Source organism: Mesorhizobium sp. M0923, from assembly GCF_040319365.1.
In the GTDB taxonomy this organism is placed as follows: domain Bacteria; phylum Pseudomonadota; class Alphaproteobacteria; order Rhizobiales; family Rhizobiaceae; genus Mesorhizobium.
Genome location: NZ_JAMYNW010000002.1, coordinates 235,788 through 258,274, shown reverse-complemented (window position 1 = coordinate 258,274; position 22,487 = coordinate 235,788). Strand labels below are relative to the sequence as shown.

The window sequence follows — 22,487 nt, the reverse complement described above, 5'->3', positions numbered from 1 at the left end:
ATTACTCCCTAACGCGCCGCCCGCGTGTGGCGGCCGACATAATCTTCCACCATTTTCAGGTCGGATGGAAGTACCGTGTATTTTTCCTCGGCGCTCATCAACCCGCCCAGCCATGCGGGGAGGGCAGGCGACACGCCGCTGGCGGCTTCGACGGCCGCCGGAAACTTTGCCGGGTGCGCAGTGCCCAGCACCACCATTGGCACCTCACCGGCGGCTTTGCCAGTGGCCACATGCACGGCTGCGGCGGTATGCGGGTCGAGCAGGTAGCCACTCGCCGCAAGTGTGGTGCGGATTGTGGCGGCGACCTCGCCCATGGTGGCGCGGCCGGCGTCGAATTCGGAGCGGATCTTGGCGATTTCGCCGGCCTCGATGGTGAAGGCGCCGGACTGCTTGAGCCCGTCCATGTAGCGCCGCACGGTCGAGGCATCGCGGCCGGACGCCTCGAACAGCAAGCGTTCGAAGTTCGAAGACACCTGGATGTCCATCGAGGGCGACGTGGTCGAAAAGACCCCTTTCATGCGGTATTCGCCGGTCGCCAGCATGCGCGCCAGAATATCGTTGTCGTTCGTGGCTATGATCAGCCGCTCGATCGGCAATCCCATCTTCTTGGCGGCGTAGCCGGCGAAAATGTCGCCGAAATTGCCGGTCGGCACCGTGAAGGAAACCGGCCTGTCGGGCGCGCCAAGCGACAGCGCGGAGGAGAAATAATAGACGATCTGGGCCATGATGCGGGCCCAATTGATCGAATTGACGCCGGATAGCGACACCCGGTCGCGAAAACCGTGGTCGTTGAACATGTCCTTCACCAGGCCTTGGCAGTCGTCGAAATTGCCTTCGATCGCCAATGCGTGGACGTTTGCGGCGGTCGAGGTCGTCATCTGCCGCTGCTGCACCGGCGAGACGCGGCCGTGCGGGAAAAGCACGAAGATGTCGGTGCGGTTGCGCCCGGCAAAGGCATCGATGGCGGCCCCTCCGGTGTCGCCGGAAGTGGCGCCGACAATGGTGGCGCGCTGGTCGCGCTCGGCCAGCACATGGTCCATCAGCCGCGCAAGAAGCTGCATCGCCACGTCCTTGAACGCGAGCGTCGGGCCGTGGAACAACTCGAGCACGAAGCTGTTCGGCCCGCTCTGCACCAGCGGGCAGACGGCCTCATGGCGGAAGGTCGCATAGGCTTCGCGCACCAGCCGTTCGAACACCGGCGCCGCGATCTCGCCACCGAGGAACGGCGACAGCACGCGGATTGCAAGATCGGGATAGGCAAGGCCGCGCATGGCGCGGACCTCTGCTGCGGAAAAATGCGGCCAGGCGCTCGGCAGATAGAGCCCGCCGTCGCGGGCCAGCCCGGCCAGCACCGCGTCGGAGAATCCAAGCGCGGGCGCTTCCCCGCGGGTACTCACATATTGCATCGTCACGTTTCCATTGCTGCGGGAATCTTCGCCCGCCGTAAGGTGGTGGATTTCTGCGCTGGCTCAGTCGCATTTTTGCCGCGCGGTTGATATACGTCACCGGCTTTGCGAGAGGGAAGTGCAGTTCATGGCGTTTCATTCATTCAACGGTCGTTTTGTCGCGGGTCTGGCGCTCACCGGCTTTATGCTTGCTGCCGCAGGCTGCCAATCGAGCGACAATGGCATTCTCGGCTTCGGCAAGAAGGATACGACGCCACCACCGCCACCCGACCCCAAGGTGCTTTCCAGCCAGCTGCAGGCCTATTGCCCGAAAGTGACGTTGCGTGACGGCACCGCCTTCTTCAATATCTACGCCAAGAGCGGTCCGAAGCCGAAGAAAAAAACCGATGTTGCCGCCGAGGATGCCCAAGCCGCCCAGCCGGCAGCGGACGCGGCAGGCGTCGATCAGCCGGACGATTCCGCCAAGATCATCTATCAGGCTTCGATCACCGATGTGACCCGCGACTGCAGCCGCGCCAACGGCTCCTTGTCGATGAAGATAGCCGTTGCCGGCAAGGTCGTGCCTGGTCCGATGTTCGCCCCCGGTACCATCACCATGCCGATCCGTATCGCGGTGATGCACGGCACCGAAGTTCTCTATTCGCAGCTTCACTCCTATCAGGTCCAGGTTACCGATCCCTCGAGTGCCACGCAGTTCGTCTTCACCGATTCCAACGTCGTCGTTCCGGAGCCGACGGCGCGGGACTACCAGGCATTTGCCGGGTATGACGAGGGCGCTCCGAAAGGGGCGTCGGACAAGCCGAAGAAGAAGAAAGCCGCCGCGACCAACTGAGCCGGTGCATTCGCGCCACGGCGGTTGGAGGCGGCCTCTCAGGCGTCCGCCGACCATTCCGACAGCGCGGCGATCACGCTTTTCAGTTCCGCCCAGCGGCGGATGACCGTTTCGGCACCGGCTTCGGTCAGCGCATCGGCGTGGCCGGGATAGCTGTGCGCCGCGCCGGTGAAGCCGATGACGCGCATTCCCGCCGTCTTGGCGCCGGTGACGCCATGCACGGAATCCTCGATGACGAAGGTGTTCGCAGGATCGGCCTTGAGCTTTTCCGCGGCGAACCGGAACACGTCCGGCGCCGGCTTGGTTTTCCCGGTCGGCGTTTCCAGCGACGAAAAGATACGGCCGGCAAAGAACGGCAAAAGCTGCACCTTCTCCAGCATGAATTCGATCCGCTCCGAACGCGAATTCGAACAGACGCAGCGCGGCACCGTTACCGCGGTGACAGCCTCGTGCGCCCCGTCGATGGCACGCACGTCGCTGCGCAGCCGGCGATCGACCAGCTGTTCCTCCTTGTCGATCAGCGAGGCCTGGAACGGGATCCGGGACTTTTCCTCGACCCGCATCATGATGTCCTTGAAAGTCAGCCCGGCGTAGACCTCGGAAATTTCCTCGGCCGATATCTCGTAGCCGGCCGAGGCCAAAAGCTCGGCATCGATACGCGCAGCGATGATTTCGGAATCGACGAGCACGCCGTCGCAATCGAAGATGACAAGGTCTGGCTGGGGCATGGTGATCCGGAACGCGGGATGAAGGGAATGCCGAGGGCCCTTTGGCCAAACGGCTCAGGCGGCGCGGCATACACCAACAGGCCGGGCTTCGCAAATTCGGCAGTATGCTTCACTGAATATTTACGCTGATCGGTAACCATAACGGATAGTAAACAGTAACGCGTGCCTTGGGTGTCATAATGTCTGCCGTGCGTCTTCTCGACGAGCTTTCCGATGCTCCCCAGCAATCCGAGTGGCTGGATACCATCCTGAAGGGCGACTGCGTCGCCGCGCTCGAACGGCTGCCGGAAAAGTCGATCGACGTGATCTTTGCCGATCCGCCTTACAATCTGCAGCTCGATGGCGATCTGCACCGGCCCGACCAATCCAAGGTCGATGCCGTCGACGACCATTGGGACCAGTTCGACAGTTTTGAGGCCTACGACGCCTTCACCCGCGCCTGGCTGCTGGCGGCGCGCCGCGTGTTGAAGCCCAACGGTACGATCTGGGTCATCGGCTCCTACCACAATATTTTCAGGGTCGGCGCCAAGATGCAGGACCTGGGCTTCTGGATCCTCAACGACGTCGTCTGGCGCAAGACCAATCCAATGCCGAATTTCCGTGGCCGCCGTTTCCAGAATGCCCATGAGACGATGATCTGGGCATCGCGCGACCAGAAGGGCAAGGGTTATACCTTCAACTACGAGGCGCTGAAGGCGTCGAACGACGACATTCAGATGCGCTCCGACTGGCTGTTTCCGATCTGCACTGGCGGCGAGCGCCTGAAAAACGACAATGGCGATAAATTGCATCCGACGCAGAAGCCGGAAGCGTTGCTTGCCCGCGTCATGACGGCATCGACCCGGCCCGGCGACATCGTGCTCGATCCCTTCTTCGGTTCAGGAACCACCGGTGCGGTGGCCAAACGGCTTGGCCGCCACTTCGTCGGCATCGAGCGTGAGCAAGCCTATATCGATGCCGCCATGGAACGCATCGATGCGGTCCGGCCGCTGGACGGCGCCAATTTGACAGTGCTGACCGGCAAGCGCGCCGAGCCGCGCGTCGCCTTCGTCACCCTGCTCGATAATGGCCTGGTGGCACCCGGCGCCACGCTCTACGACGCCAAGAAGCGCTGGGCGGCCAAGGTGCGTGCCGACGGCACGCTGGCGATCGGCGACAGTGCCGGGTCGATCCACAAGATCGGCGCCGAGGTACAGGGGCTGGACGCCTGCAACGGATGGACCTTCTGGCATTATGAGCGCAGCGGAGGCCTGACCCCGATCGACGAGCTTCGCCGCATTGCGCGGCTAGGCATGGAACGGGCAGGGGCCTGACGGTTTCTGAGTTGCGACAGATCAGTTAATGCGAAGGCTCAGCCAGTCCCTGGAAGCGATTCAAATCACACTTTAATCCCAAGACGCTCAAGGTCCGCCCTGAGCGTCTTTGCATCGGTGAACAGCACCGACTGCCAGCCGGCCGCCTTGGCGCCGTCGACATTCTTCTGGCTGTCGTCGATGAATAGCGTGGCTGACGGTTCGAGGCCGAACGCGGCGACGTGGTGATCATAGATGGCGCGATCCGGCTTGATTAGCCCGATCTCGGCTGACACGGTGATGCCGCGCGGGCGCTCCAGGAACGGAAAGCGGTCGCGCGCTTCGCGGAACGTATCGTCAGCCCAGTTGGTCAGCAGCGTCACGTCATGGCCAGTGTCGATCAGGCGCTCCATGATGGCTACGCTGTCATTATAGGCATGCGGTGCCATTTCGTGCCAATGGCGGCGGAAATTGCGGATATTCTGTTCGTGATCCGGGTACTGGGCGATCAGGAGCGTCTCTGCCTCTTCCCAGGTCCGGCCGCGATCCTGCTCGATGTTCCAATCATGCGTGCAGACATTGTCGAAGAACCATTTCCGTTCGTCTGGATCGGGGATCAAGCGGCTGAAGGGCAGGTTCGGATCATAGTGGATCAGCACTTTGCCGATGTCGAAAACGATGTGGCGGATTTCGGACATTCTTCTCTCTTTCAATGCGGCCGCTGCTTCTTCGTCGCGCCCGGTATCGCCGCTTCGATTACCTTTTTCATGACGCTCGGCAGCGCTTCCCCGGAAATTTCATGGGCCAGCGACCAGAAATGCCCGGGCGGGGCGGCGCTGTCGGTCTCCGCCTTGAACACGTCGAGTTCGAGCGCAAAATGGGTAAAGACATGGCCGATGCGTCCGGCCTGCCGCCAGTCGCCGGGGAACGGGGCTGCCGCTTCCGTTGTGGCGCCGTCGATGCGCGCGGTCCAGCCGGTCGTCGGCACTTCGGTCATGCCGCCCAGCAGGCCTTTTTCGACGCGCTTGCGCAAAAGCACGGCGCCGTCGCCCCTGACGGCGACGAAAGCGGCGCCGCGGCGCAAGGGTTTCTCGGCCTTGGGCAGGCGGACCGGAAAGCGCTCGGGATCGCCCGAGATTGTGGCGCTGCAATCCTGCCTGACGGGGCAAAGCATGCAGCGGGGCCGGCGCGGCGTGCAGATCGTCGCGCCCAGGTCCATCATCGCCTGCGCGAAGTCGCCGGGCCTTGTCCCGGGAACCATGTGCTCGACGTGGCTGCGTATCTCGCCCTTGGCTTCGCCCAGCGGCGTGGCGATCGAAAACAGCCGTGAGACGACCCGTTCGACATTGCCGTCGACGACCGCGGCTGGTCGGTCGAAGGCGATCGCCGCGATCGCCGCTGCCGTATAGGCGCCGATACCGGGCAGTTCCTTCAAGCCGGTCTCACTGTCCGGAAAGCGGCCGCCTAGCCGCGCGACGAGATCGGCGCAAGCCTTGAGGTTGCGGGCGCGAGAATAATAGCCGAGCCCGGCCCAGGCCTTCATGACGTCTTCGATCGGTGCCGCCGCCAGTGCCTCGACAGTTGGCCACTTCTGCACGAACGCCCGGAAATAGGATTTTACCGCCTCGACCGTGGTTTGCTGCAGCATCACCTCGGAAAGCCAGACCAGATAGGGATCGGGCTGCGCGCCGCCTGCCAGCGCGCGCGGCGGAACGCGCCAGGGCAGGTCGCGGTGATGCGCGTCGTACCAGCCAAGCAGCCGGAACGCGATCTCGCCATTGTCTCCGGATACGGCCTTGCGGGTCTGGTCGTGCAGTGCCATTGATCGAGGGTCGGCCCTAATCCACTGGTGCTGAAGCTGGTGACTGGAGAACGCACATGGCAGGGAAAAGGCCCTTCGGCAATCCCGTTCCGGTGAGCGATCTCGCAACCGAGATCCTCGACCCGGTGCTGCGCAAGCGGGCCGGCATGTCGATCGGGCTGGTTCAGTCGTGGGAAGAGATTGCCGGGCCGCGGCTTGCCGGCCGCTCGCGCCCGGAAAAGATCCAGTGGCCACGCCGCATGTACGAGGACGATCCGTTCGAGCCGGCGGTGCTGGTGATTGCCTGCGAGGGTGTGGCGGCACTGCATCTGCAGCACGAGACCGGCGAGATCATCAACCGGGTCAATGCGTTTCTCGGCTTCAATGCGATCGGCCGGATCAGGATCGTGCAGAAACCGGTAATGACTGGCAAGGAAAAGCCGAAACCCATTTTGCGGCCGCTGACCGTGGCCGAGAAGGCGAAGCTGTCGGGCACTGTCGGTTTGATCGAGGACGACGGGCTGCGCGCCTCGCTGGAGCGGCTTGGCGCCACCATTCTAGGCCAAAGGAAGCCGTAATCTCGCGCTATCGTGATGGCATGCTCGAATTTGCCGATTGGAATAGGGGTGGCAATGCCTTAATTCGCGCCAACTCTCGCTTTTTGTAGCCTTTGCATTGCAAAATCCAACTATTGCCAGGTGATTCGTATGATCCGTTCCTTGTCCCGCAGAAATCTCTTGTCGTCGCTGGCCGCCATACCAGCGGTGGCGCTGCTTGCCGCCTGCAGCGATTCCGGCGAGAAAGCCGAGGCGCAGGATGTGAAGCCTGCGGCTCCGGCGGAACCTGCGAAGCCGGCCGCTCCAGCCGCCGCCAAAGCGCCTGAAGCTCAGGGCACGGTGGATATGGCAGCCTTGTTGAAGCCCGGCGCGCTGCCCGACATGCAGCTCGGCAAGGACGACGCAAAGGTCACCATCGTTGAATATGCATCGATGACCTGCCCGCATTGCGCGCATTTCGCCGAGACCACTTTTCCGGAGCTGAAGACGAAATATATCGACACCGGCAAGGCCCGTTACATCCTGCGCGAATTTCCGTTCGACCCCAGCGCCGAGGCCGGTTTCATGCTGGCGCGCTGCTCCAAGGACAACTATTTCCCGATGGTCGACGTGCTGTTCAGGCAGCAGGCGAACTGGGTTGGTGTGAACAATACCAAGGACGCACTGCTGCAAATCGCCAAGCTTGCCGGTTTTACACAGGAGTCCTTCGAGGCCTGCTTGACGGACCAGAAGCTTCTGGACGATGTGAGATCCGTCCAGAAGCGCGGCGCCGACGAATTCAAGGTCGATTCCACACCGACCTTTTTCATCAACGGAAAGACCTACAAAGGGGCGATGTCGATTGCGGAAATGTCGGCCATCATCGACCCTCTGCTCTGACGTTTTGGCAGCGCCGAAGCGGCTGCGCTTCGGCGTGCGCACTTCTTTGTCTTGCCGCTGGTTCTCCTTGCAAAACCGCGGAACAGTTTTGCGAAACTTGGCTATGGGTCGGCGCGAATGAAGTTCTCGCGCCTTCGCCTCCTCGGCTTCAAATCCTTCGTCGAACCCGGCGAGTTCGTCATCGAACGCGGCCTGACCGGCATCGTCGGGCCGAACGGCTGCGGCAAGTCGAACCTGGTCGAGGCGCTACGCTGGGTTATGGGCGAAAGCTCTTACAAGAACATGCGTGCGTCCGGCATGGACGATGTCATCTTTTCCGGCTCGGGAACGCGTCCGGCCCGCAACACCGCCGAAGTCACGCTGTTCCTCGACAATAGCGACCGGACTGCGCCGTCTGCCTTCAACGACGCCGATGAGTTGCAGGTCTCGCGCCGCATCGAGCGCGAGGCCGGCTCGCTCTACCGCATCAATGGCAAGGAAGCCCGTGCCAAGGATGTCCAGCTGCTGTTCGCCGACCAGTCGACCGGCGCCCGCTCGCCCTCGATGGTTGGCCAGGGCCGCATCGGCGAGCTGATCCAGGCAAAGCCGCAGGCGCGCCGCGCACTGCTGGAAGAGGCGGCCGGCATTTCCGGCCTGCACACACGGCGCCACGAAGCCGAGCTGCGGCTGAAGGCGGCCGAACAGAACCTCGAACGGCTGGACGACGTCGTCGGCGAGCTGGAAAGCCAGATCGAAAGCCTGAAACGCCAGGCCCGCCAGGCCTCGCGCTTCAAGAACCTGTCGGCCGACATCCGCAAGGCCGAAGCGACGCTGCTGCATCTGCGTTGGACGCTGGCCAAGACGCAGGAAGGCGAAGCGCGTTCGGCGCTGGCGATTGCCACCGCGCTGGTCGGCGACCGTGCTGCCGCCCAGATGGCTGCCGCCAGGGAACAAGGTATCAACGCCCACCGGCTGCCGGACCTGCGCGATGCGGAAGCCGCCGCCGCCGCCGCCTTCCAGCGTCTGTCGATCGCTAAGGCACAGATCGAGGAAGAAGCAGGCCGCATCCGCGCCCGCCAGGCTGAGCTCGACCGCCGACTGCAACAGCTCGATGGCGACCTTGCCCGCGAGGAGCACATGGTCCGCGACAATGCGGATATCCTCGAACGCCTCGCCGCCGAAGAAGCCGCGCTCAATATCGAAAACGCCGGCGCCGCCGAGCGCGAGGCCAGCACCCGCGCGGCTTTCGAGCAGGCGGCATCGACGCTTGCCTCGAGCGAGGCCAAGCTGGCCTCGCTGACCGCCGAACGGGCGGAGGCGGCCGCCTCGCGCAACCAGATTGAACGGACGCTGCGCGATACCGCTGAGCGCCGCGACCGCTTTGCCCGCCAGCTTGCCGATGTCGACCGCGAACTGTCGGAGATCGTCTCCAGGGTCGCCGGCCTGCCCGACCCCGCCGAGAAGCGGCTGCTGGTCGAACAGGCGCAGGCGCTGCTCGAAGGGGCCGAACGAGCCGCGATTGCCACGGAACAGGCGGTCGCCGAGGCACGCGCAAGCGAAAGTGCCGCCCGCCCACCGGTTCAGGACGCAAAGGCCGAACTGGCGCGGATCGAAACCGAGGCCCGCACGCTCGCCAAGATCCTGAACGCCGCGAGCGGCGATTTGTTTCCCTCGGTGCTGGAGCAGATCAGCGTCGAGCGTGGCTACGAGACGGCGCTGGGTGCCGCGCTTGGCGAAGATCTTGACGTGCCGCTTGATCGTAGCGCGCCTGTGCATTGGGGCCAGAGCGAAATCCAGCCCGGCGATGTCGCTTTGCCGGAAGGCACAAAGAGCCTCGCTAGCGTGGTGCGCGCGCCGGCGCAATTGGCCCGCCGGCTGGCCCAGATCGGCATTGTCGATGCCGCCGACGGAAGAAAGTTGCAGACGCTGCTTGCTCCCGGTCAACGATTGGTCAGCCGCGAAGGCGCGCTCTGGCGTTGGGATGGCTTCACCGCCAGCGCCGATGCGCCGACCGCCGCCGCGCAGCGGCTGGCGCAGAAAAACCGGCTGGCCGAACTCGATGCCGAAGCGGTTCATGCCACGCGCATCCTGCGCGAAGCCGAACAGGCGCTTGCGCAGGCCGAACAGGCGCTTGCCCAGGCGAGCGAGGCCGAACGCAATGCCCGACAGGCCGGGCGCGACGCCCAGCATGGGCTGGATGCTGCCCGCAATACGCTGGCTGAGGCCGAAAAAGCCGGCGGCGAACTGTCGAGCCGGCGTGCAGCACTTGACGAGGCGCGCGCGCGTATCGTCGACAGCCATGAGGAGACGGCGGCAGCATTCGTCGAGGCGGAAATGCTGCTGCAAGACGCTCCCGATCTCGGCGATCTGCAACTGCAGCTCGAGCAGTCGGCGGCCAACGTCGCCCGCGACCGCGCCGCCCTTGCCGATGCGCGTGCCGTTCACGAGGGCCTGAGGCGAGAAGCCGAGGCACGTACGCGCCGGCTCGACGCGATCGGCGCGGAACGGCGCAACTGGGTGGAGCGCGCCGAAAACGCCTCGACGCAGATCGCGGCACTCGGCGAACGCAAGGCAGAGGCTGAGGCCGAGCGCGAGCAACTGGCCGACGCACCCGACGAGATCGACGCCAAACGGCGCGCCCTGCTGTCGCAACTCGCCGAGGCCGAAAGCCTGCGAAAAGCTGCAGGTGACCGCTTGCAGGAAGCGGAGAACCGGCAGTCCGAGCTGGACAAGGCTGCGACCGCTGCCATCCAGTCGCTCGCCGAAGCGCGCGAAACGCGTGTTCGCGCCGAAGAGCGGCTGACCGCTGCCGACGAGCGGCGGCTGGAAGTCGAGGCGCGCATCCAGGAAACGCTGAACACGCCGCCGCATCTGGTGATCCGCCACACTGGCCTCGAACCCGACAGCCCGATGCCCGAAATGGCCGAGATCGAGCGTCAGCTCGACCGGCTGAAGGTCGAGCGCGAACGGTTGGGCGCTGTCAATTTGCGCGCCGAGGAAGAGCAGAAGGAACTGTCGGACCGGCTGGAGACCATCGTCTCCGAGCGCGACGACATCATCGAGGCGATCCGCAAGCTGCGGCAGGCGATCCACAGCCTGAACCGCGAAGGCCGCGAGCGGCTGCTCGCCGCCTTCGAGGTGGTCAACGGCCATTTTCAGCGGCTGTTTTCGCATTTGTTCGGCGGCGGCACCGCCGAGCTGCAACTGATCGAGTCCGACGATCCGCTCGAAGCCGGGCTCGAGATCCTGGCGCGCCCGCCCGGCAAGAAACCGCAAACGATGACGCTGCTGTCCGGCGGTGAGCAGGCATTGACGGCGATGTCGCTGATCTTCGCCGTGTTCCTGACCAACCCGGCGCCGATCTGCGTGCTCGACGAAGTCGACGCCCCGCTCGACGACCACAATGTCGAACGCTTCTGCAATCTGATGGACGAAATGGCCGCAACCACCGAAACGCGCTTCGTCATCATCACACACAACCCGATCACCATGGCGCGCATGGACCGGCTGTTCGGGGTAACCATGGCCGAGCAAGGCGTCAGCCAACTGGTGTCGGTCGACCTGCAGGCTGCCGAAGCCATGCGCGAGGCAAGCTGACGCATCAGCTTAGTGGTGGTCTCCACCTCGGCTTTCGACTATAGCACGACGAAATGGGCTGGATCTGCCTCTCCGGATACCCGCCCGGCTGTGCGCGTGGAGAAGCTTGTTGCCTATACTTGTCACCGGAGCCGCGGGGTTCATTGGCAGTCATGTTTGCCACCATCTGCTCGACCGGGGAGAAGCGGTCGTCGGCGTCGACAACATGAACGACTATTACGACCTGGCGCTCAAAAAGGGGCGGCTTGCCCGCCTTCTGCCCCGTAAGGATTTTTCGTTCCACCAGATCGATATTGCCGAACAGGGCGCGCTTGCGGCCGCTTTGGCCGGGAAAGGCATCGTCAGGATCGTGCATCTCGCAGCGCAGGCCGGCGTGCGTCACTCACTCGACAATCCACGGCTCTATATCCGTTCCAATGTCATGGGCCACCTCGAAGTGCTCGAATTCTGTCGCGCCGAACCGGCATTCGAGCATCTGGTCTATGCCTCGTCGAGCTCGGTCTATGGCGGCAACCGCAGCGTGCCGTTCAGCGAGGCCGATCAGGTCGACAAGCCCGTCTCGCTTTACGCCGCCACCAAGAAAACCGATGAACTGATGAGCCACACCTACGCCCATCTGTTCGGCATACCGCAGACCGGCCTGCGGTTTTTCACGGTCTATGGTCCCTGGGGCCGCCCCGACATGGCCTATTGGATGTTCAGCAAGGCGATGCTCGAGGGCAATCCGATCCGGGTCTTCAACAATGGCGAAATGTGGCGCGATTTCACCTACATAGACGATGTTGTGAAGGCGGTTGTCGCTGTGCTCGACAAGCCGCCGGCGGCTGACGTTCCGCCGAACAGGCTTTACAATGTCGGCAACAACCGGCCGGTGCGGCTGGGCGACTTCATCGACATTCTGGAAAGATTGCTCGAGGTCAAGGCAATCCGCCACAACGAGCCGATGCAGGCGAGCGACGTCGAGAAGACTTATGCCGACATGACCGCGCTGGAGCGGGATTTCGGCTTCAGGCCTAGCGTTTCGATAGAGGACGGGCTGAAGAAGTTTGTCGATTGGTACCGGCCGTACTCGAAGCAGTAATTTGCACTGCTCGCCGTGACATCGCTATCTCGATGCGAACCGGTATCACTGGCATTCGGCCCAATCCGCAACTGATCCGGCGCGAAGCTTTGAAGAACCTGGCCCATGGTGCTCGTGCGACAGTAGCTCACCGTCAAGCGTGACCTGGAGTGGGTACAAGTCGGACTGCAAAAAGCATCATACTGTCCTAACATCCTGTTAACCACATGCTCGCTGAAAAGTATCCGATTAACCTTTGAGGCGCTTATGAACGCTATGTTCTGTGGCTTGCTGTTCAGTATGAGCTGTGTAGATGTGCGGATTCGGGGGCTATTTCGGTTCAGTCCGGGATGCGGAAGCTTTGCTTGCGCGCATGACGTCTGCGATCGCCCATCGCGGGCCGGATGAACGAGGGAAATTCGTAGCGCCCGAAGCTGGACTTGGGCATGCGCGGCTGTCGGTGATCGGGATTGGTGATGGCCAGCAACCGATGTCCGACGAGACCGGCAATTTGACGATTGCGTTCAACGGCGAGATTTTCAATTACGTGGAATTGCGCGAAGGACTGCTGGCCAAGGGCCGACGCTTCCGCACGTCGAGCGACACAGAAGTTCTCCTGCAGCTGTATGACGAGATGGGCGAAGACTGCCTGTCGCTCCTGAACGGTGATTTCGCCTTCGCGATATGGGATAATCGGCGTCGGCGGATGGTGCTTGCAAGAGACCGCATGGGTGTTCGGCCGCTGTTCTACACCAGCAGGGACGGGGTGCTCTACTTTGCGTCGGAGATAAAAGCCCTGCTGAAGGTGCCCGGCGTCTCGGCCGAAATCGATCCGATCGCACTCGACCAGATCTTTACGCTGTGGGCGCCGATCGCTCCACGCACGGCTTTCCGCAACATCCACGAGCTGGAGCCGGGAAGCGTGATGATCGCGACACAGGGGCAAGTCACGGTCAAACCATATTGGCACCTAGACTACCCGTATCTCGACGCGCCATCAAAAATCAGCAATGAGGACGATGCGGCCGAAGAACTGCAGGCCCTTTTGACCGACGCGGTGAGGCTTCGCATGCGCGCCGACGTTCCGGTCGGTTCTTACCTTTCGGGCGGGCTCGATTCATCCCTCGTTTCGGCAATCGCGGCCGGCATGACTCCTCTTAAGCTGCAGACATTTTCCGTGACGTTCGACAGCGCCGAGCATGACGAAAGCGCCTTCCAGACCGAAATGGCGTTGGCGCTTGGCACCTATCATCGAACCATCGCCTGCCGTGCGGGCGATATCGCCGGTGTGTTTCCCGAAGTCATCCGCTTTGCCGAACGGCCGATCATCCGTACCGCCCCCGCCCCCCTCTATCAACTGTCCGGCCTCGTTCGCCAGGCCGGTTTGAAAGTGGTGCTGACAGGCGAAGGCGCCGACGAGGTCTTTGCCGGCTATGATGTCTTCAAGGAAGCGCGGGTTCGCCGTTTCTGCGGACGACAGCCGGCATCGCGCATCAGGCCACAGCTGTTCCGCAAGCTTTATCCCTATCTGCCGGGGCTGCAACAGCAGTCCGTGGAGTACCTGGCTGCGTTCTTCGGCACCGGCAGCGCTGCCCTGGACGATCCCCTATTCTCGCATCGGCCGCGTTTCAAGACCACATCAGCGGCGAAGATGTTCTTTTCCGGTGACCTGCGCGCGACATTGAAGGGCTATGACGCAGCCGAGGAACTGGCCAGCCGGTTGCCTGAGGCGTTTTCCCGGTGGCATCCGCTACATCAGGGGCAATATCTCGAAACCCGCTTTCTCCTGCCGGGCTACATCCTCTCGAGCCAGGGCGACCGGATGGCCATGGCGCACGGTATTGAAGGGCGTTTCCCCTTCCTCGATCATCGTTTGGTGGAGTTTGCAGCAAGACTTCCGCCGGAAATGAAGCTGAAGGGGCTGGTGGAAAAACACATACTGCGCAAAGTTGCCAAGCACTTGCTCCCGACGGCCATCGGGGAGCGCACCAAACAGCCTTACCGGGCGCCGGAAGCCCGCTCCTTCGTTGGAGCCGGAGAACTGGACTACGTGCGCGACTCGCTCAGCGAGGCGAGCATCGCCGCCGGAGGACTATTCAACGCCAAGGCGGTGGCGAACCTGCACGAGAAATGCCGCTTGCAGCCAGCGTCCGGGTTCCGCGACAATGCTGCCTTCGTCGGCATTTTGTCGACCCAACTGTGGCAGAAGATTTTCACCGGCCAAAAGGTCGGTACAGCACGAGCGGCCTGAGAAATCGAGGGAAGAAAACATCATGGTAACAATCAAGGACAAGGTCAAAACCTTTATCGTCGACAACTTCCTGTTCGGCGACTCGTCCTACGAGCTTGCAGACACGGCATCACTGATCGAGAACGACATCATCGACTCGACGGCCGTGCTGGAACTCGTAGCTTTCATTGAGGATGATTTCGGCATCGCGATGGTCGATACCGACATCGTACCGGCCAATCTGGATTCGATTGACCGTATCTCCGCCTTCATCAAGGCGAAAGCAGAAGCGCTGGCAGCGTAGGCGCAATTGGCGAGGAGCGTCCGTGCGGATCGAACATTTTCTGGCTGCCAAGGCCGCTGCCCATCCAGCCAAAACGGCATTGATCACCGAGCACAAAAGGCTGTGTTACGAAGAGCTGGACGATCTCTCAAGCCGCCTGGCCGCCGCCCTTTTCACGAATGGCGTCAGGCGCGACGACCGCGTCCTGATCTTCATGGACAATTGCTGGGAGGCTGCGGTTTCGATTTTCGCAGTTCTTAAGGCAGGCGCGACTTTCAGTCCGATCAACGCATCTACCAAGGCCGAAAAGCTTGCCTACATCATCGCCGATTGCGACGCAGCTGCGATCCTTACGCAAGCAAAACTGATGCCCTTGGTCGCCGAGGCGTCCGGATCCTCCGGCAAGACCGGCATCTTCGTGGCTTCCACCCTTGGTGCGGATAACCAATGCCCGGCAGGCGCCACATCCCTGGCGGATTGCTTGACGTTCCAAGCCAGGGAGATTGACCACCGCGGCATTGACGTCGATCTTGCGATGTTGATCTACACCTCGGGCTCGACCGGCCGGCCCAAGGGCGTGATGATGACGCACCGCAATTGCGACGCGGCGGCCGACTCAATCACCACCTATCTGCGCAATTCGCCGGACGACATCATCTTGAATGTTCTGCCCCTGGCTTTCGACTACGGGCTCTATCAGTTGCTGATGGCTGTCAGGCTCGGCGCCACGCTCGTGCTCGAGAAGTCCTTCGCTTTTCCCCAGGCGGTCTTTGAACGTATCCGCCAGGAAGGCGTCACCGGTCTTCCGCTCGTGCCCACGATGGCAGCGATGATCCTGCAGATGCGTGACCTGGCGCCGGGCTTCCTGCCCAGCCTTCGCTATATTTCCAACACGGCGGCTGCCTTGCCGCCGGCTCACATAGAACGCCTGCGGTTTCTTTTCCCCGATGTCAGGCTCTATTCGATGTATGGCCTGACGGAATGCAAGCGCTGCACCTATCTGCCACCCGAGGAACTCGACCACCGGCCGGGGTCGGTCGGGATAGCCATTCCGAACACCGAGGCCTTTGTCGTCGACGACTACGGGCAACGAGTGCCGCCGGGCGTAGCAGGTGAGTTGGTCATTCGCGGGCCGCACGTCATGCAGGGTTATTGGCGAAACGAAGCTGCGACGGCACAAGCCCTTCGCCCAGGTCCGAATCCTTGGGAGATGGTTCTCTACACCGGCGATCTGTTCCGGGCCGATGAGGAAGGCTTTCTTTATTTCGTCGGCCGCAAGGACGACATCATAAAGTCGCGGGGGGAGAAAGTCGCGCCCAAGGAAGTGGAAGCCGTGCTTCACGCGCATCCGGGCATCGCGGAAGCAGTGGTTGTCGGTGTGCCGGATCCCGTGCTCGGGCATGCGATCGGTGCACTCATCGTACGGTCCGACCCGGCGCTTAGCGAAAAGGATATCATTCGTCATTGTGCACGCCACCTTGAGGACTTTATGGTCCCCAGGGTCATCGAGTTCCGCCGGGAACTGCCGAAGACCGATACCGGCAAGGTCAGTCGTCGGCTTGCGGCAGAAACCATGGAGGCCGCTCAATGAATGTTCGCCCCGCCAAGGACGCGCGGACCTTTCTGGCGCAGGCTCTGGCGATCGACCTGGCCGCCGAAACGGACCGTGTCGTAACGGCTTTGCGCCAGCAGTTGCGCGGGTTTCGCAAGCGGGGCCTTGTGCTCGGTCTTTCGGGCGGGATCGATTCGAGCGTGTCGGTCGCGTTGGCCGCGCGAGCCGTCGGACCGCGGAATGTGCTTTGCCTGTTCATGCCGGAAAGCGATTCCGATCCCGAAAGTCTGCGGCTCGGCCGCCTCGTCGCCGAAACTTTTGGCGTCGAGGCTATCGTAGAGGATATCGGGCCGACCCTGAGCGCGATGGGCTGCTACCAGCGTCGCGACGCCTTTATCCGCGAATTGGTCCCGGAATACGCCGAAGGCTGGGCCTCGAAGATCGTGATCGCGAACGCCCTCGAGGGCAAGGGCTACAATATCTCATCCCTGGTGGTGCAGGATCCGGAAGGCAAGCAGACGAAACTGAGAATGCCGTTGCCTGTCTATCTTGGTATCGTCGCCGCCACCAACATGAAACAGCGCACCCGCAAGCAGATCGAATACTATCACGCCGACCGCTTGAACTTCGCCGTCCTTGGAACGCCGAACCGGCTGGAATACGATCAGGGTTTCTTCGTGAAGAACGGTGACGGCGCAGCGGACGTCAAGCCGATCGCGCACCTCTATAAAACGCAGGTCTATGCGCTGGCGGCCCATCTCGGTGTTCCGGAGGAAATCCGGAACCGGCCGCCGACCACCGATACCTACTCGCTGGCGCAGACCCAGGAGGAGTTCTACTTCTCGCTTCCTTATGACCGTATGGATATTTGCCTTTACGGCCTCAACAACGGCGTGGCGGCTGAGCTGGTGGGGCAGGCGGCGGGGTTGGCCGCCTCACAAGTGGAACGCGTCTGGGCCGATATCATCGCCAAACGCAAGGCGACGCGTTATCTGCACCAGCGTCCGCAACTCGTTGATGAAGTCGAGGAAATCGGCACCTGAACCGCCTCGAAACCGGGCCACGGATGGACGGTTCGATTTGAACGTGTCCCGACTCTAGCTGAAACGGCTCCCGATCAGCCGGCTCCACTGCTCGCCCGCAAGACCGTTCAGGAAGACTTGCGAGTTCTTCATGGCGTCCAACAGCTCTGGATCACGTGAATGCACCACCGTTGAGGCAACGGTCAGGAAAGCGATGCGTCGTCCAAGCATCGCCTCCAGAAGTGCAGGTTGAACACGTCCGCGCAGGCCGCTGACGCCGCGCGCGGCGGCATGATCGATAAGGCAGTCTATCACCGAGCCCGCCTGGCCGGGGAGGGCGAGGATCTGCAGCACGCGACCAATTTGATACTTCCGTGCGTAATAGGCGAAAGCGCCGACATTGTTGCCGACTGGCGATGTCACGCAACCGAAGACAAGCTCGCCTAAATCCGGCTTCTGTGCCGCATCGGTCAGGATGTGGTCGAGTTGGCCTTCCGTCCAATCCGGGCGCAGGGCGAATTGAGCGGTAAACGGCTCGATGAGCTTGGCAAATGTGTGGCTGTCGATTTCGGATATCCGAAATGCTCCGTGGCCTGCCCCTTCCACCGCCACACCTGACCAGCGTCGTTCGCTGGGCGTCATCCTCCTGCAATAAAATCGGTCGACGGCACGCGTCAACGGATTGAGCATTCGGGCAAGCGTCAGGCGATTGGCGGAAAGGCTGAGCATGAAGGCCGCGGGGCGCATCACGCGGACCCAGTCAAGGCTGTATTGCGGCAGGACCGCGCCGCGCAGCCGGGTCCACAATTTCACGGAGATATCGTTGGCCGTCTCGCTGAAGGAGATGTCCTGCGGACCATCAAGGTATGCTTTCAGCAAGCGGGCGCCGGCCAGCGGATCGTGCTCATGGTCCTCGACCATGAGCGAGCTACAGATGGCGGCGCGTAGTTGTCGGCCGTTGAACGTCATCGGCAGCACGTGGACACCGACAAATCCGGAGACGCGACCGGCGTCGTTGACATGGACAAGCGACCGGAGGTCGCCGCCGCAACCGGGCGCATCCAGATAAAACCGTCTCATGTATTCGACGAGAGAGGCCGGCGCTTTCGTCCCTTCCTTCAGCAGCACGCGCTGAAACATGTCCGCGACTGCCGGGAGGTCGGCGCCTTGCAAGGCGCGAATGATGCTCAAGCCCGGCTCCCGGCACCGAAGTCCCGTCCGCCGAGCTTCCGGGCCAAGGCGACACGAGGCACGAGAACATCGGACGCGAGTTCCAACTCGACGCCCATGAAGCCGTGCAACCTCGACCAGTTGCGGTCGCCCCGGTGACTGAACGGAGTGCTGAATTGCTGCGGCAAGGTGGACCCTTTGCTTGACCGACGAAAACCGGCGTCATTGCTGCTAGCAGATTCAGGTAAACCGATATTAAAGTCGTTGCTTTGAATGGTAGCGAACCAGGTTGTCCGGCCTCATACCTGGACATCAGTAATTTTGGTTCCCGGCGGACTCTACACGACCAGCGGCATGAGTTGCGTGCTCCGCGTCGAACCGTTTCGGCTGGCCAAAGTTTCGTGTGGCGGCTCTTGACTGGGGGCGCGGGCGTAATACGGTGAGACAAATACCGGCTCTGGCCGCCGGGCGGCAAGAATGCCTCGTATGCCTCGCCTTGCGGCGGTGGCTGCGGGGCATTGTCATTTTGAGGCTTTGCTTGAAACGGCATATCGAGATCGGCATTCTCTATTCGCGGTCCGGCAACTACCGGCTGGTGTCCGAATCCTGCCGTGCGGGCGCGATGAACGCCATCGCCGACGTCAACGCCGATCCCGTTGTCCCCTTCGAATTCATCCCGGTCGAGCGCGACCCGCAGGGCAACATCGATCGGTATGCAAGCGGCTGCGCGGACATTCTCGCCAACAGCGGCGCGCGTCACATCATTGGCTGCGTCACCTCGTGGAGCCGCAAGGAGGTCATTCCAATCCTGGAAAGGGCAGGCGGCACGCTGTGGTATGCCTGCCCGTACGAGGGCTTCGAAGCCAATGAGCATGTCGTCTACACCCACGCCTGCCCCAATCAGCATCTGGTACCGCTACTTGCCTATGTCGTGCCTCGTTTCGGCGCCGACGGCTTCCTGCTCGGTTCCAACTACATCTGGGGTTGGGAGACCAACCGTGTGGCGCGCGACCTGATTGCGGACGCCGGCGGCAAGGTGCTGGGCGAACGCTATCTGCCGCTTGGCGAGGTCGATGTTGCGAGGCTGATCGCGGAGGTACAGGCGACGAGACCTGATTTCATTCTGAACAATCTCATCGGCCCTTCTTCCTATGCGTTTATCGCCGCCTATGCCGAGCTTGGCCGGCGCGACCCGCATTTCAGGCCGGAGCGTTGCCCGATCCTGTCCTGCAATCTCACGGAATGCGAATTGCCGGCGCTCAACGGGGCAGGGGATGGTCATCTTTCCGTTGGGCCCTATTTTCACGACACCTCGGGGGCGGATCGCGGAGCGGCTTCAGTGTCTTCCGTCATGCCTGCCTCATCCTTCGAGGCGGCGGCTTATGCCTCGGTGCGCACGCTCGCCGAGATCCTCACCCGCAACCCCGGTGCACAATGGACGGACCTGCCCAAGGTCTTTGCCGGAACATCATTTCGAACACCGCTGGGCGACATCGCCATCGATCCGCAAACCCAGCACGCTACCTTGCCGGTGCAGATCGGACGTATCGATGGGACATCGTTCAAAACGGTCACGCTGACGAAGGGCGTGGCACCCGATCCCTACCTTTCCCGCTATGACCGGACGGAGACGTTCGGGCGGCCACGCCTGCGGGTGGTGTCGTGAGCAAGATGGCGCGTATCCCGAACCTTGGAGGCGCCAGGGCTTTTGTCCTGCATCGTCCACATCCGACCGTGCAGGCGATCACAAGGCAATTGTCGGCCATCGGCCTTGAGGCGATTGGCTTCTGGCCGGAACTGCCGGCCGAAGCCTTGGCGGCGGACTTCGTTTTCTTCGACGTAGACCTCGGCTTTGACGAGCAATTTCCGTGGAAGCCGGGCGAGGCACCGATGCCGCTGATAGCGCTGATCGGCTCCGAGGCGCCGGGGCGTGTCGAATGGGCACTGTCGCACAAGGCCGATGCCCAATTGCTGAAACCGGTCGGCAACGCCGGCGTCTATAGCGCGCTTTTGATCGCAAGGCAGAGTTTCGAGGCGCGCAAGCTTCTGGCCAGCGAGATCGCCTCGCTTCGTCAGCGGGTCGCGGAGCGCCAGACCATCGTACGCGCGGTGGAGGTCTTGTCGAAGGGCGCCGAGGACGGCCGTGCCTATGCGCAGCTTCGCTCGCTGGCGATGAGCTGGCAAATCAGCGTCGAGGACGCCGCGCGCAGGATCGTGGCGATGACACAAGAAGAAGGCGACGATGACCAATCCGATCGCGCCTGAGCTTTCAGCCGCGGGGCGCATGCCAGCCAAGCCTCGCGCCGGCGTCTGGCGACGTCTGCTAAAACGGCCTCTCGCATTGCTCGGCCTCGGGATTATTGCCCTTGTCTTGGCCGGCGCCATTCTTGCACCGTGGCTGACAGGCTACGATCCGAACGAGCAGATGTTTGACGGGCTCACGCTTGAAGGCGCGCCACTGCCGCCGGGAGCCCAATTCTGGCTAGGCACCGACCTGCTTGGCCGCGACCTGCTGACCCGTCTTCTCTTCGGCGCGCGCACGTCGCTGATCATCGGCATCGTCGCCAATGGCGTGGCGCTTCTGATCGGCACGCTGGTCGGCATCACGGCCGGCTATTTCCGCGGCTGGATCGGCAGCGCGCTTATGCGCTTCACCGATTTGATGATGGCTTTCCCGGCGCTGCTGCTCGCCATCTGCCTGGCGGCGGTGCTCCAGCCGAGCCTGTGGATCGTCGCTATGGTGATCGCATTGGTGAACTGGGTGCAGACCGCCCGCGTCATCTACACCGAGACAAGTTCGCTCTCCGAGCGCGAGTTCATCGATGCTGAGCGCACCATCGGCGCAAGCGCTCCACGCATCCTGTTTCGTCATATCCTGCCGCACCTTTTGCCGACGATCATCGTCTGGGGCACGCTCGGCATCTCGACCACGGTGCTTCTGGAAGCGACGCTCAGCTATCTCGGCATCGGCGTGCAACCGCCGACTGCTTCCTGGGGCAACATCATCTTCGAAAACCAAACCTATTTTCAGGCAGCGCCCTGGCTGGTTTTCTTTCCGGGTGCGGCGATCCTGGCGCTAGCGCTAGCCTTTAACCTAGTCGGCGATGCGTTGCGCGACATTCTCGATCCGACGCAAAGGGGGCGAAGATGATCGCCTATCTCGGCCGCCGCGTTGTCCAGTCCGTGCTCATCTTGCTCGGCGTCTCTCTGATCACCTTTGCGCTGCTCTATCTGCTGCCCGCCGATCCCGTCCGCCAGATCGCCGGCCGCAGCGCCACGCCCGAGACGGTCGAGAACATCCGCCGGCAGCTCGGCCTCGACCAGCCCTTTGTCGTCCAGTATTGGCACTATCTGATCAGCCTGCTCAGCGGCGATCTGGGGCGCTCCTACATTCAGCGCTCGGAGGTCACGGAGCTGATCGTCTCGCGGCTGCCGGCAAGCCTGCTGCTGATGGTCGGCGCCATTACTTGCGAAGTCGTGATCGGGCTTACGATGGGCCTCATCGCCGCCGTCAAGCGCGGCACCGCCACCGACCAGTCGCTGATGGTCGCCTCCTTCGTCGGCGTCTCGGCGCCGCAATTCGTTGTCGGCCTGCTGCTGCTTTATGTGTTCGCGGTGCGGCTCGGTTGGTTCCCGATCGGCGGTTACGGCACTTGGCGCCATCTGGTGCTGCCGTCGCTGACCATGGGAATTCTCGGCGCAGGCTGGTACGCCCGCATGATGCGCTCGTCGATGATCGACGTGCTGCGCCAGGATTACGTGCGTACCGCGCGTGCCAAGGGTCTTGCACGCAGCGCCATTATCTTCCGGCACGCGCTGCCCAACGCCATCCTGCCGGTCATTGCCATGATCGGCATCGACATCGGCATCTTCATGGGCGGCATCGTGGTTGTCGAAAGCGTGTTCGGCTGGCCAGGCATCGGCCAGCTAGCCTGGCAGGCCATTCAGCGCATCGACATTCCGATCATCATGGGGGTCACCCTGGTTTCGGCCTTTGCCATCGTGCTCGGCAATCTCCTGGCCGACACTGTCGCACCGTTCATCGATCCACGCATCAAGCTCAGATGAAAACCAAGAACACCAGAGAAAGGGAACATGA

General features: G+C 62.4%; 19 protein-coding genes. 14 read left to right on the top strand and 5 right to left on the bottom strand.

The annotated features are described in order from the left end of the window. Positions 1-8: 8 nt before the first annotated feature. Entirely contained in the window at positions 9-1,406 is a 1,398-nt protein-coding gene (thrC, locus tag NKH89_RS04970; RefSeq protein WP_352846083.1) for a threonine synthase, read from the bottom strand. Positions 1,407-1,533: 127 nt separating this feature from the next. Here thrC and NKH89_RS04965 point away from each other — a divergent pair, with 127 nt between their 5' ends. Further along, a complete protein-coding gene (locus tag NKH89_RS04965) occupies positions 1,534-2,238 on the top strand; it encodes a hypothetical protein (RefSeq protein ID WP_352639123.1) in 705 nt (234 codons plus the stop codon). 38 nt (positions 2,239-2,276) lie between these two features. On the opposite strand, the gene NKH89_RS04960 is transcribed toward NKH89_RS04965, so the two are convergent. Beyond that, positions 2,277-2,966, bottom strand: a complete 690-nt coding sequence (locus tag NKH89_RS04960) for an HAD family hydrolase (RefSeq protein WP_352814253.1) — start codon at positions 2,964-2,966, stop codon at positions 2,277-2,279. Positions 2,967-3,145: 179 nt separating this feature from the next. Between NKH89_RS04960 and NKH89_RS04955 the strand changes: the two genes are divergently transcribed. Next, the gene (locus tag NKH89_RS04955; RefSeq protein ID WP_023716941.1) at positions 3,146-4,279 is read left to right on the top strand and encodes a site-specific DNA-methyltransferase; all 1,134 of its coding nucleotides are present in this window, start codon (positions 3,146-3,148) and stop codon (positions 4,277-4,279) included. Positions 4,280-4,344: 65 nt separating this feature from the next. On the opposite strand, the gene NKH89_RS04950 is transcribed toward NKH89_RS04955, so the two are convergent. Continuing rightward, positions 4,345-4,956, bottom strand: a complete 612-nt coding sequence (locus NKH89_RS04950; protein ID WP_352639127.1) for an HAD family hydrolase — start codon at positions 4,954-4,956, stop codon at positions 4,345-4,347. 11 nt (positions 4,957-4,967) lie between these two features. Beyond that, complete coding sequence (gene mutY, locus NKH89_RS04945; protein ID WP_352639129.1) at positions 4,968-6,080, bottom strand: A/G-specific adenine glycosylase; 1,113 nt, start codon at positions 6,078-6,080, stop codon at positions 4,968-4,970. Between the two features lie 56 nt (positions 6,081-6,136). On the opposite strand from mutY, the gene NKH89_RS04940 reads away from it, so the two are divergent. The 8 genes from NKH89_RS04940 (at position 6,137) to nadE (ending at position 17,239) form a co-directional block, all read left to right on the top strand. After that, the gene (locus NKH89_RS04940) at positions 6,137-6,637 is read left to right on the top strand and encodes a DUF721 domain-containing protein (protein WP_352639131.1); all 501 of its coding nucleotides are present in this window, start codon (positions 6,137-6,139) and stop codon (positions 6,635-6,637) included. Between the two features lie 129 nt (positions 6,638-6,766). Beyond that, on the top strand, positions 6,767-7,495 hold the full coding sequence (locus NKH89_RS04935; RefSeq protein ID WP_023716945.1) for a DsbA family protein: 729 nt from the start codon (positions 6,767-6,769) through the stop codon (positions 7,493-7,495). A 117-nt stretch (positions 7,496-7,612) separates the two neighbouring features. After that, on the top strand, positions 7,613-11,071 hold the full coding sequence (gene smc / locus NKH89_RS04930; RefSeq protein WP_352908461.1) for a chromosome segregation protein SMC: 3,459 nt from the start codon (positions 7,613-7,615) through the stop codon (positions 11,069-11,071). Between the two features lie 109 nt (positions 11,072-11,180). Continuing rightward, positions 11,181-12,152: an NAD-dependent epimerase/dehydratase family protein gene (locus tag NKH89_RS04925; RefSeq protein ID WP_352908460.1), complete on the top strand. Its 972-nt coding sequence runs from the start codon at positions 11,181-11,183 to the stop codon at positions 12,150-12,152. Positions 12,153-12,444: 292 nt separating this feature from the next. Next, complete coding sequence (gene asnB, locus NKH89_RS04920) at positions 12,445-14,382, top strand: asparagine synthase (glutamine-hydrolyzing) (RefSeq protein ID WP_352589032.1); 1,938 nt, start codon at positions 12,445-12,447, stop codon at positions 14,380-14,382. A 19-nt stretch (positions 14,383-14,401) separates the two neighbouring features. Further along, positions 14,402-14,665: an acyl carrier protein gene (locus tag NKH89_RS04915; RefSeq protein ID WP_156948004.1), complete on the top strand. Its 264-nt coding sequence runs from the start codon at positions 14,402-14,404 to the stop codon at positions 14,663-14,665. Between the two features lie 22 nt (positions 14,666-14,687). Beyond that, positions 14,688-16,235: a class I adenylate-forming enzyme family protein gene (locus NKH89_RS04910; protein ID WP_352483697.1), complete on the top strand. Its 1,548-nt coding sequence runs from the start codon at positions 14,688-14,690 to the stop codon at positions 16,233-16,235. Further along, positions 16,232-17,239, top strand: a complete 1,008-nt coding sequence (gene nadE, locus NKH89_RS04905; RefSeq protein WP_352483696.1) for an NAD(+) synthase — start codon at positions 16,232-16,234, stop codon at positions 17,237-17,239. The genes NKH89_RS04910 and nadE overlap by 4 nt, the downstream gene beginning before the upstream one ends. Before the next feature lie 54 nt (positions 17,240-17,293). Here the strand turns inward: nadE and NKH89_RS04900 are convergent, their stop codons facing one another. Further along, positions 17,294-18,409, bottom strand: a complete 1,116-nt coding sequence (locus NKH89_RS04900; RefSeq protein ID WP_352859169.1) for a hypothetical protein — start codon at positions 18,407-18,409, stop codon at positions 17,294-17,296. Between the two features lie 517 nt (positions 18,410-18,926). Here NKH89_RS04900 and NKH89_RS04895 point away from each other — a divergent pair. Genes NKH89_RS04895 through NKH89_RS04880 form a run of 4 tightly spaced genes read left to right on the top strand, consistent with a single transcriptional unit; the run spans position 18,927 to position 22,456 of the window. After that, positions 18,927-20,054, top strand: coding sequence for a transporter substrate-binding protein (locus NKH89_RS04895; protein ID WP_023716954.1), 1,128 nt, complete (start codon positions 18,927-18,929; stop codon positions 20,052-20,054). Beyond that, positions 20,051-20,653, top strand: a complete 603-nt coding sequence (locus NKH89_RS04890) for an ANTAR domain-containing response regulator (RefSeq protein WP_023716955.1) — start codon at positions 20,051-20,053, stop codon at positions 20,651-20,653. The genes NKH89_RS04895 and NKH89_RS04890 overlap by 4 nt, the downstream gene beginning before the upstream one ends. A gap of 19 nt (positions 20,654-20,672) precedes the next feature. Further along, positions 20,673-21,539: an ABC transporter permease gene (locus NKH89_RS04885; RefSeq protein WP_352589251.1), complete on the top strand. Its 867-nt coding sequence runs from the start codon at positions 20,673-20,675 to the stop codon at positions 21,537-21,539. After that, positions 21,536-22,456 carry an ABC transporter permease gene (locus NKH89_RS04880; protein ID WP_352547582.1) on the top strand — a complete coding sequence of 307 codons (921 nt, stop codon included), beginning with the start codon at positions 21,536-21,538 and terminating at the stop codon, positions 22,454-22,456. Before NKH89_RS04885 ends, NKH89_RS04880 begins: the two co-directional genes overlap by 4 nt. Positions 22,457-22,487 lie beyond the last annotated feature (31 nt).

Excerpts from the sequence above, each read along its gene's own strand:
- NKH89_RS04955 (WP_023716941.1), top strand. The coding sequence starts at position 3,146 with ATGTCTGCCGTGCGTCTTCTCGACGAGCTTTCCGATGCTCCCCAGCAA.
- nadE (WP_352483696.1), top strand. The coding sequence starts at position 16,232 with ATGAATGTTCGCCCCGCCAAGGACGCGCGGACCTTTCTGGCGCAGGCT.
- mutY (WP_352639129.1), bottom strand. The coding sequence starts at position 6,080 with ATGGCACTGCACGACCAGACCCGCAAGGCCGTATCCGGAGACAATGGC.
- NKH89_RS04935 (WP_023716945.1), top strand. The coding sequence starts at position 6,767 with ATGATCCGTTCCTTGTCCCGCAGAAATCTCTTGTCGTCGCTGGCCGCC.
- NKH89_RS04960 (WP_352814253.1), bottom strand. The coding sequence starts at position 2,966 with ATGCCCCAGCCAGACCTTGTCATCTTCGATTGCGACGGCGTGCTCGTC.
- smc (WP_352908461.1), top strand. The coding sequence starts at position 7,613 with ATGAAGTTCTCGCGCCTTCGCCTCCTCGGCTTCAAATCCTTCGTCGAA.
- thrC (WP_352846083.1), bottom strand. The coding sequence starts at position 1,406 with ATGCAATATGTGAGTACCCGCGGGGAAGCGCCCGCGCTTGGATTCTCC.
- asnB (WP_352589032.1), top strand. The coding sequence starts at position 12,445 with ATGTGCGGATTCGGGGGCTATTTCGGTTCAGTCCGGGATGCGGAAGCT.
- NKH89_RS04940 (WP_352639131.1), top strand. The coding sequence starts at position 6,137 with ATGGCAGGGAAAAGGCCCTTCGGCAATCCCGTTCCGGTGAGCGATCTC.
- NKH89_RS04965 (WP_352639123.1), top strand. The coding sequence starts at position 1,534 with ATGGCGTTTCATTCATTCAACGGTCGTTTTGTCGCGGGTCTGGCGCTC.
- NKH89_RS04880 (WP_352547582.1), top strand. The coding sequence starts at position 21,536 with ATGATCGCCTATCTCGGCCGCCGCGTTGTCCAGTCCGTGCTCATCTTG.
- NKH89_RS04885 (WP_352589251.1), top strand. The coding sequence starts at position 20,673 with ATGCCAGCCAAGCCTCGCGCCGGCGTCTGGCGACGTCTGCTAAAACGG.
- NKH89_RS04950 (WP_352639127.1), bottom strand. The coding sequence starts at position 4,956 with ATGTCCGAAATCCGCCACATCGTTTTCGACATCGGCAAAGTGCTGATC.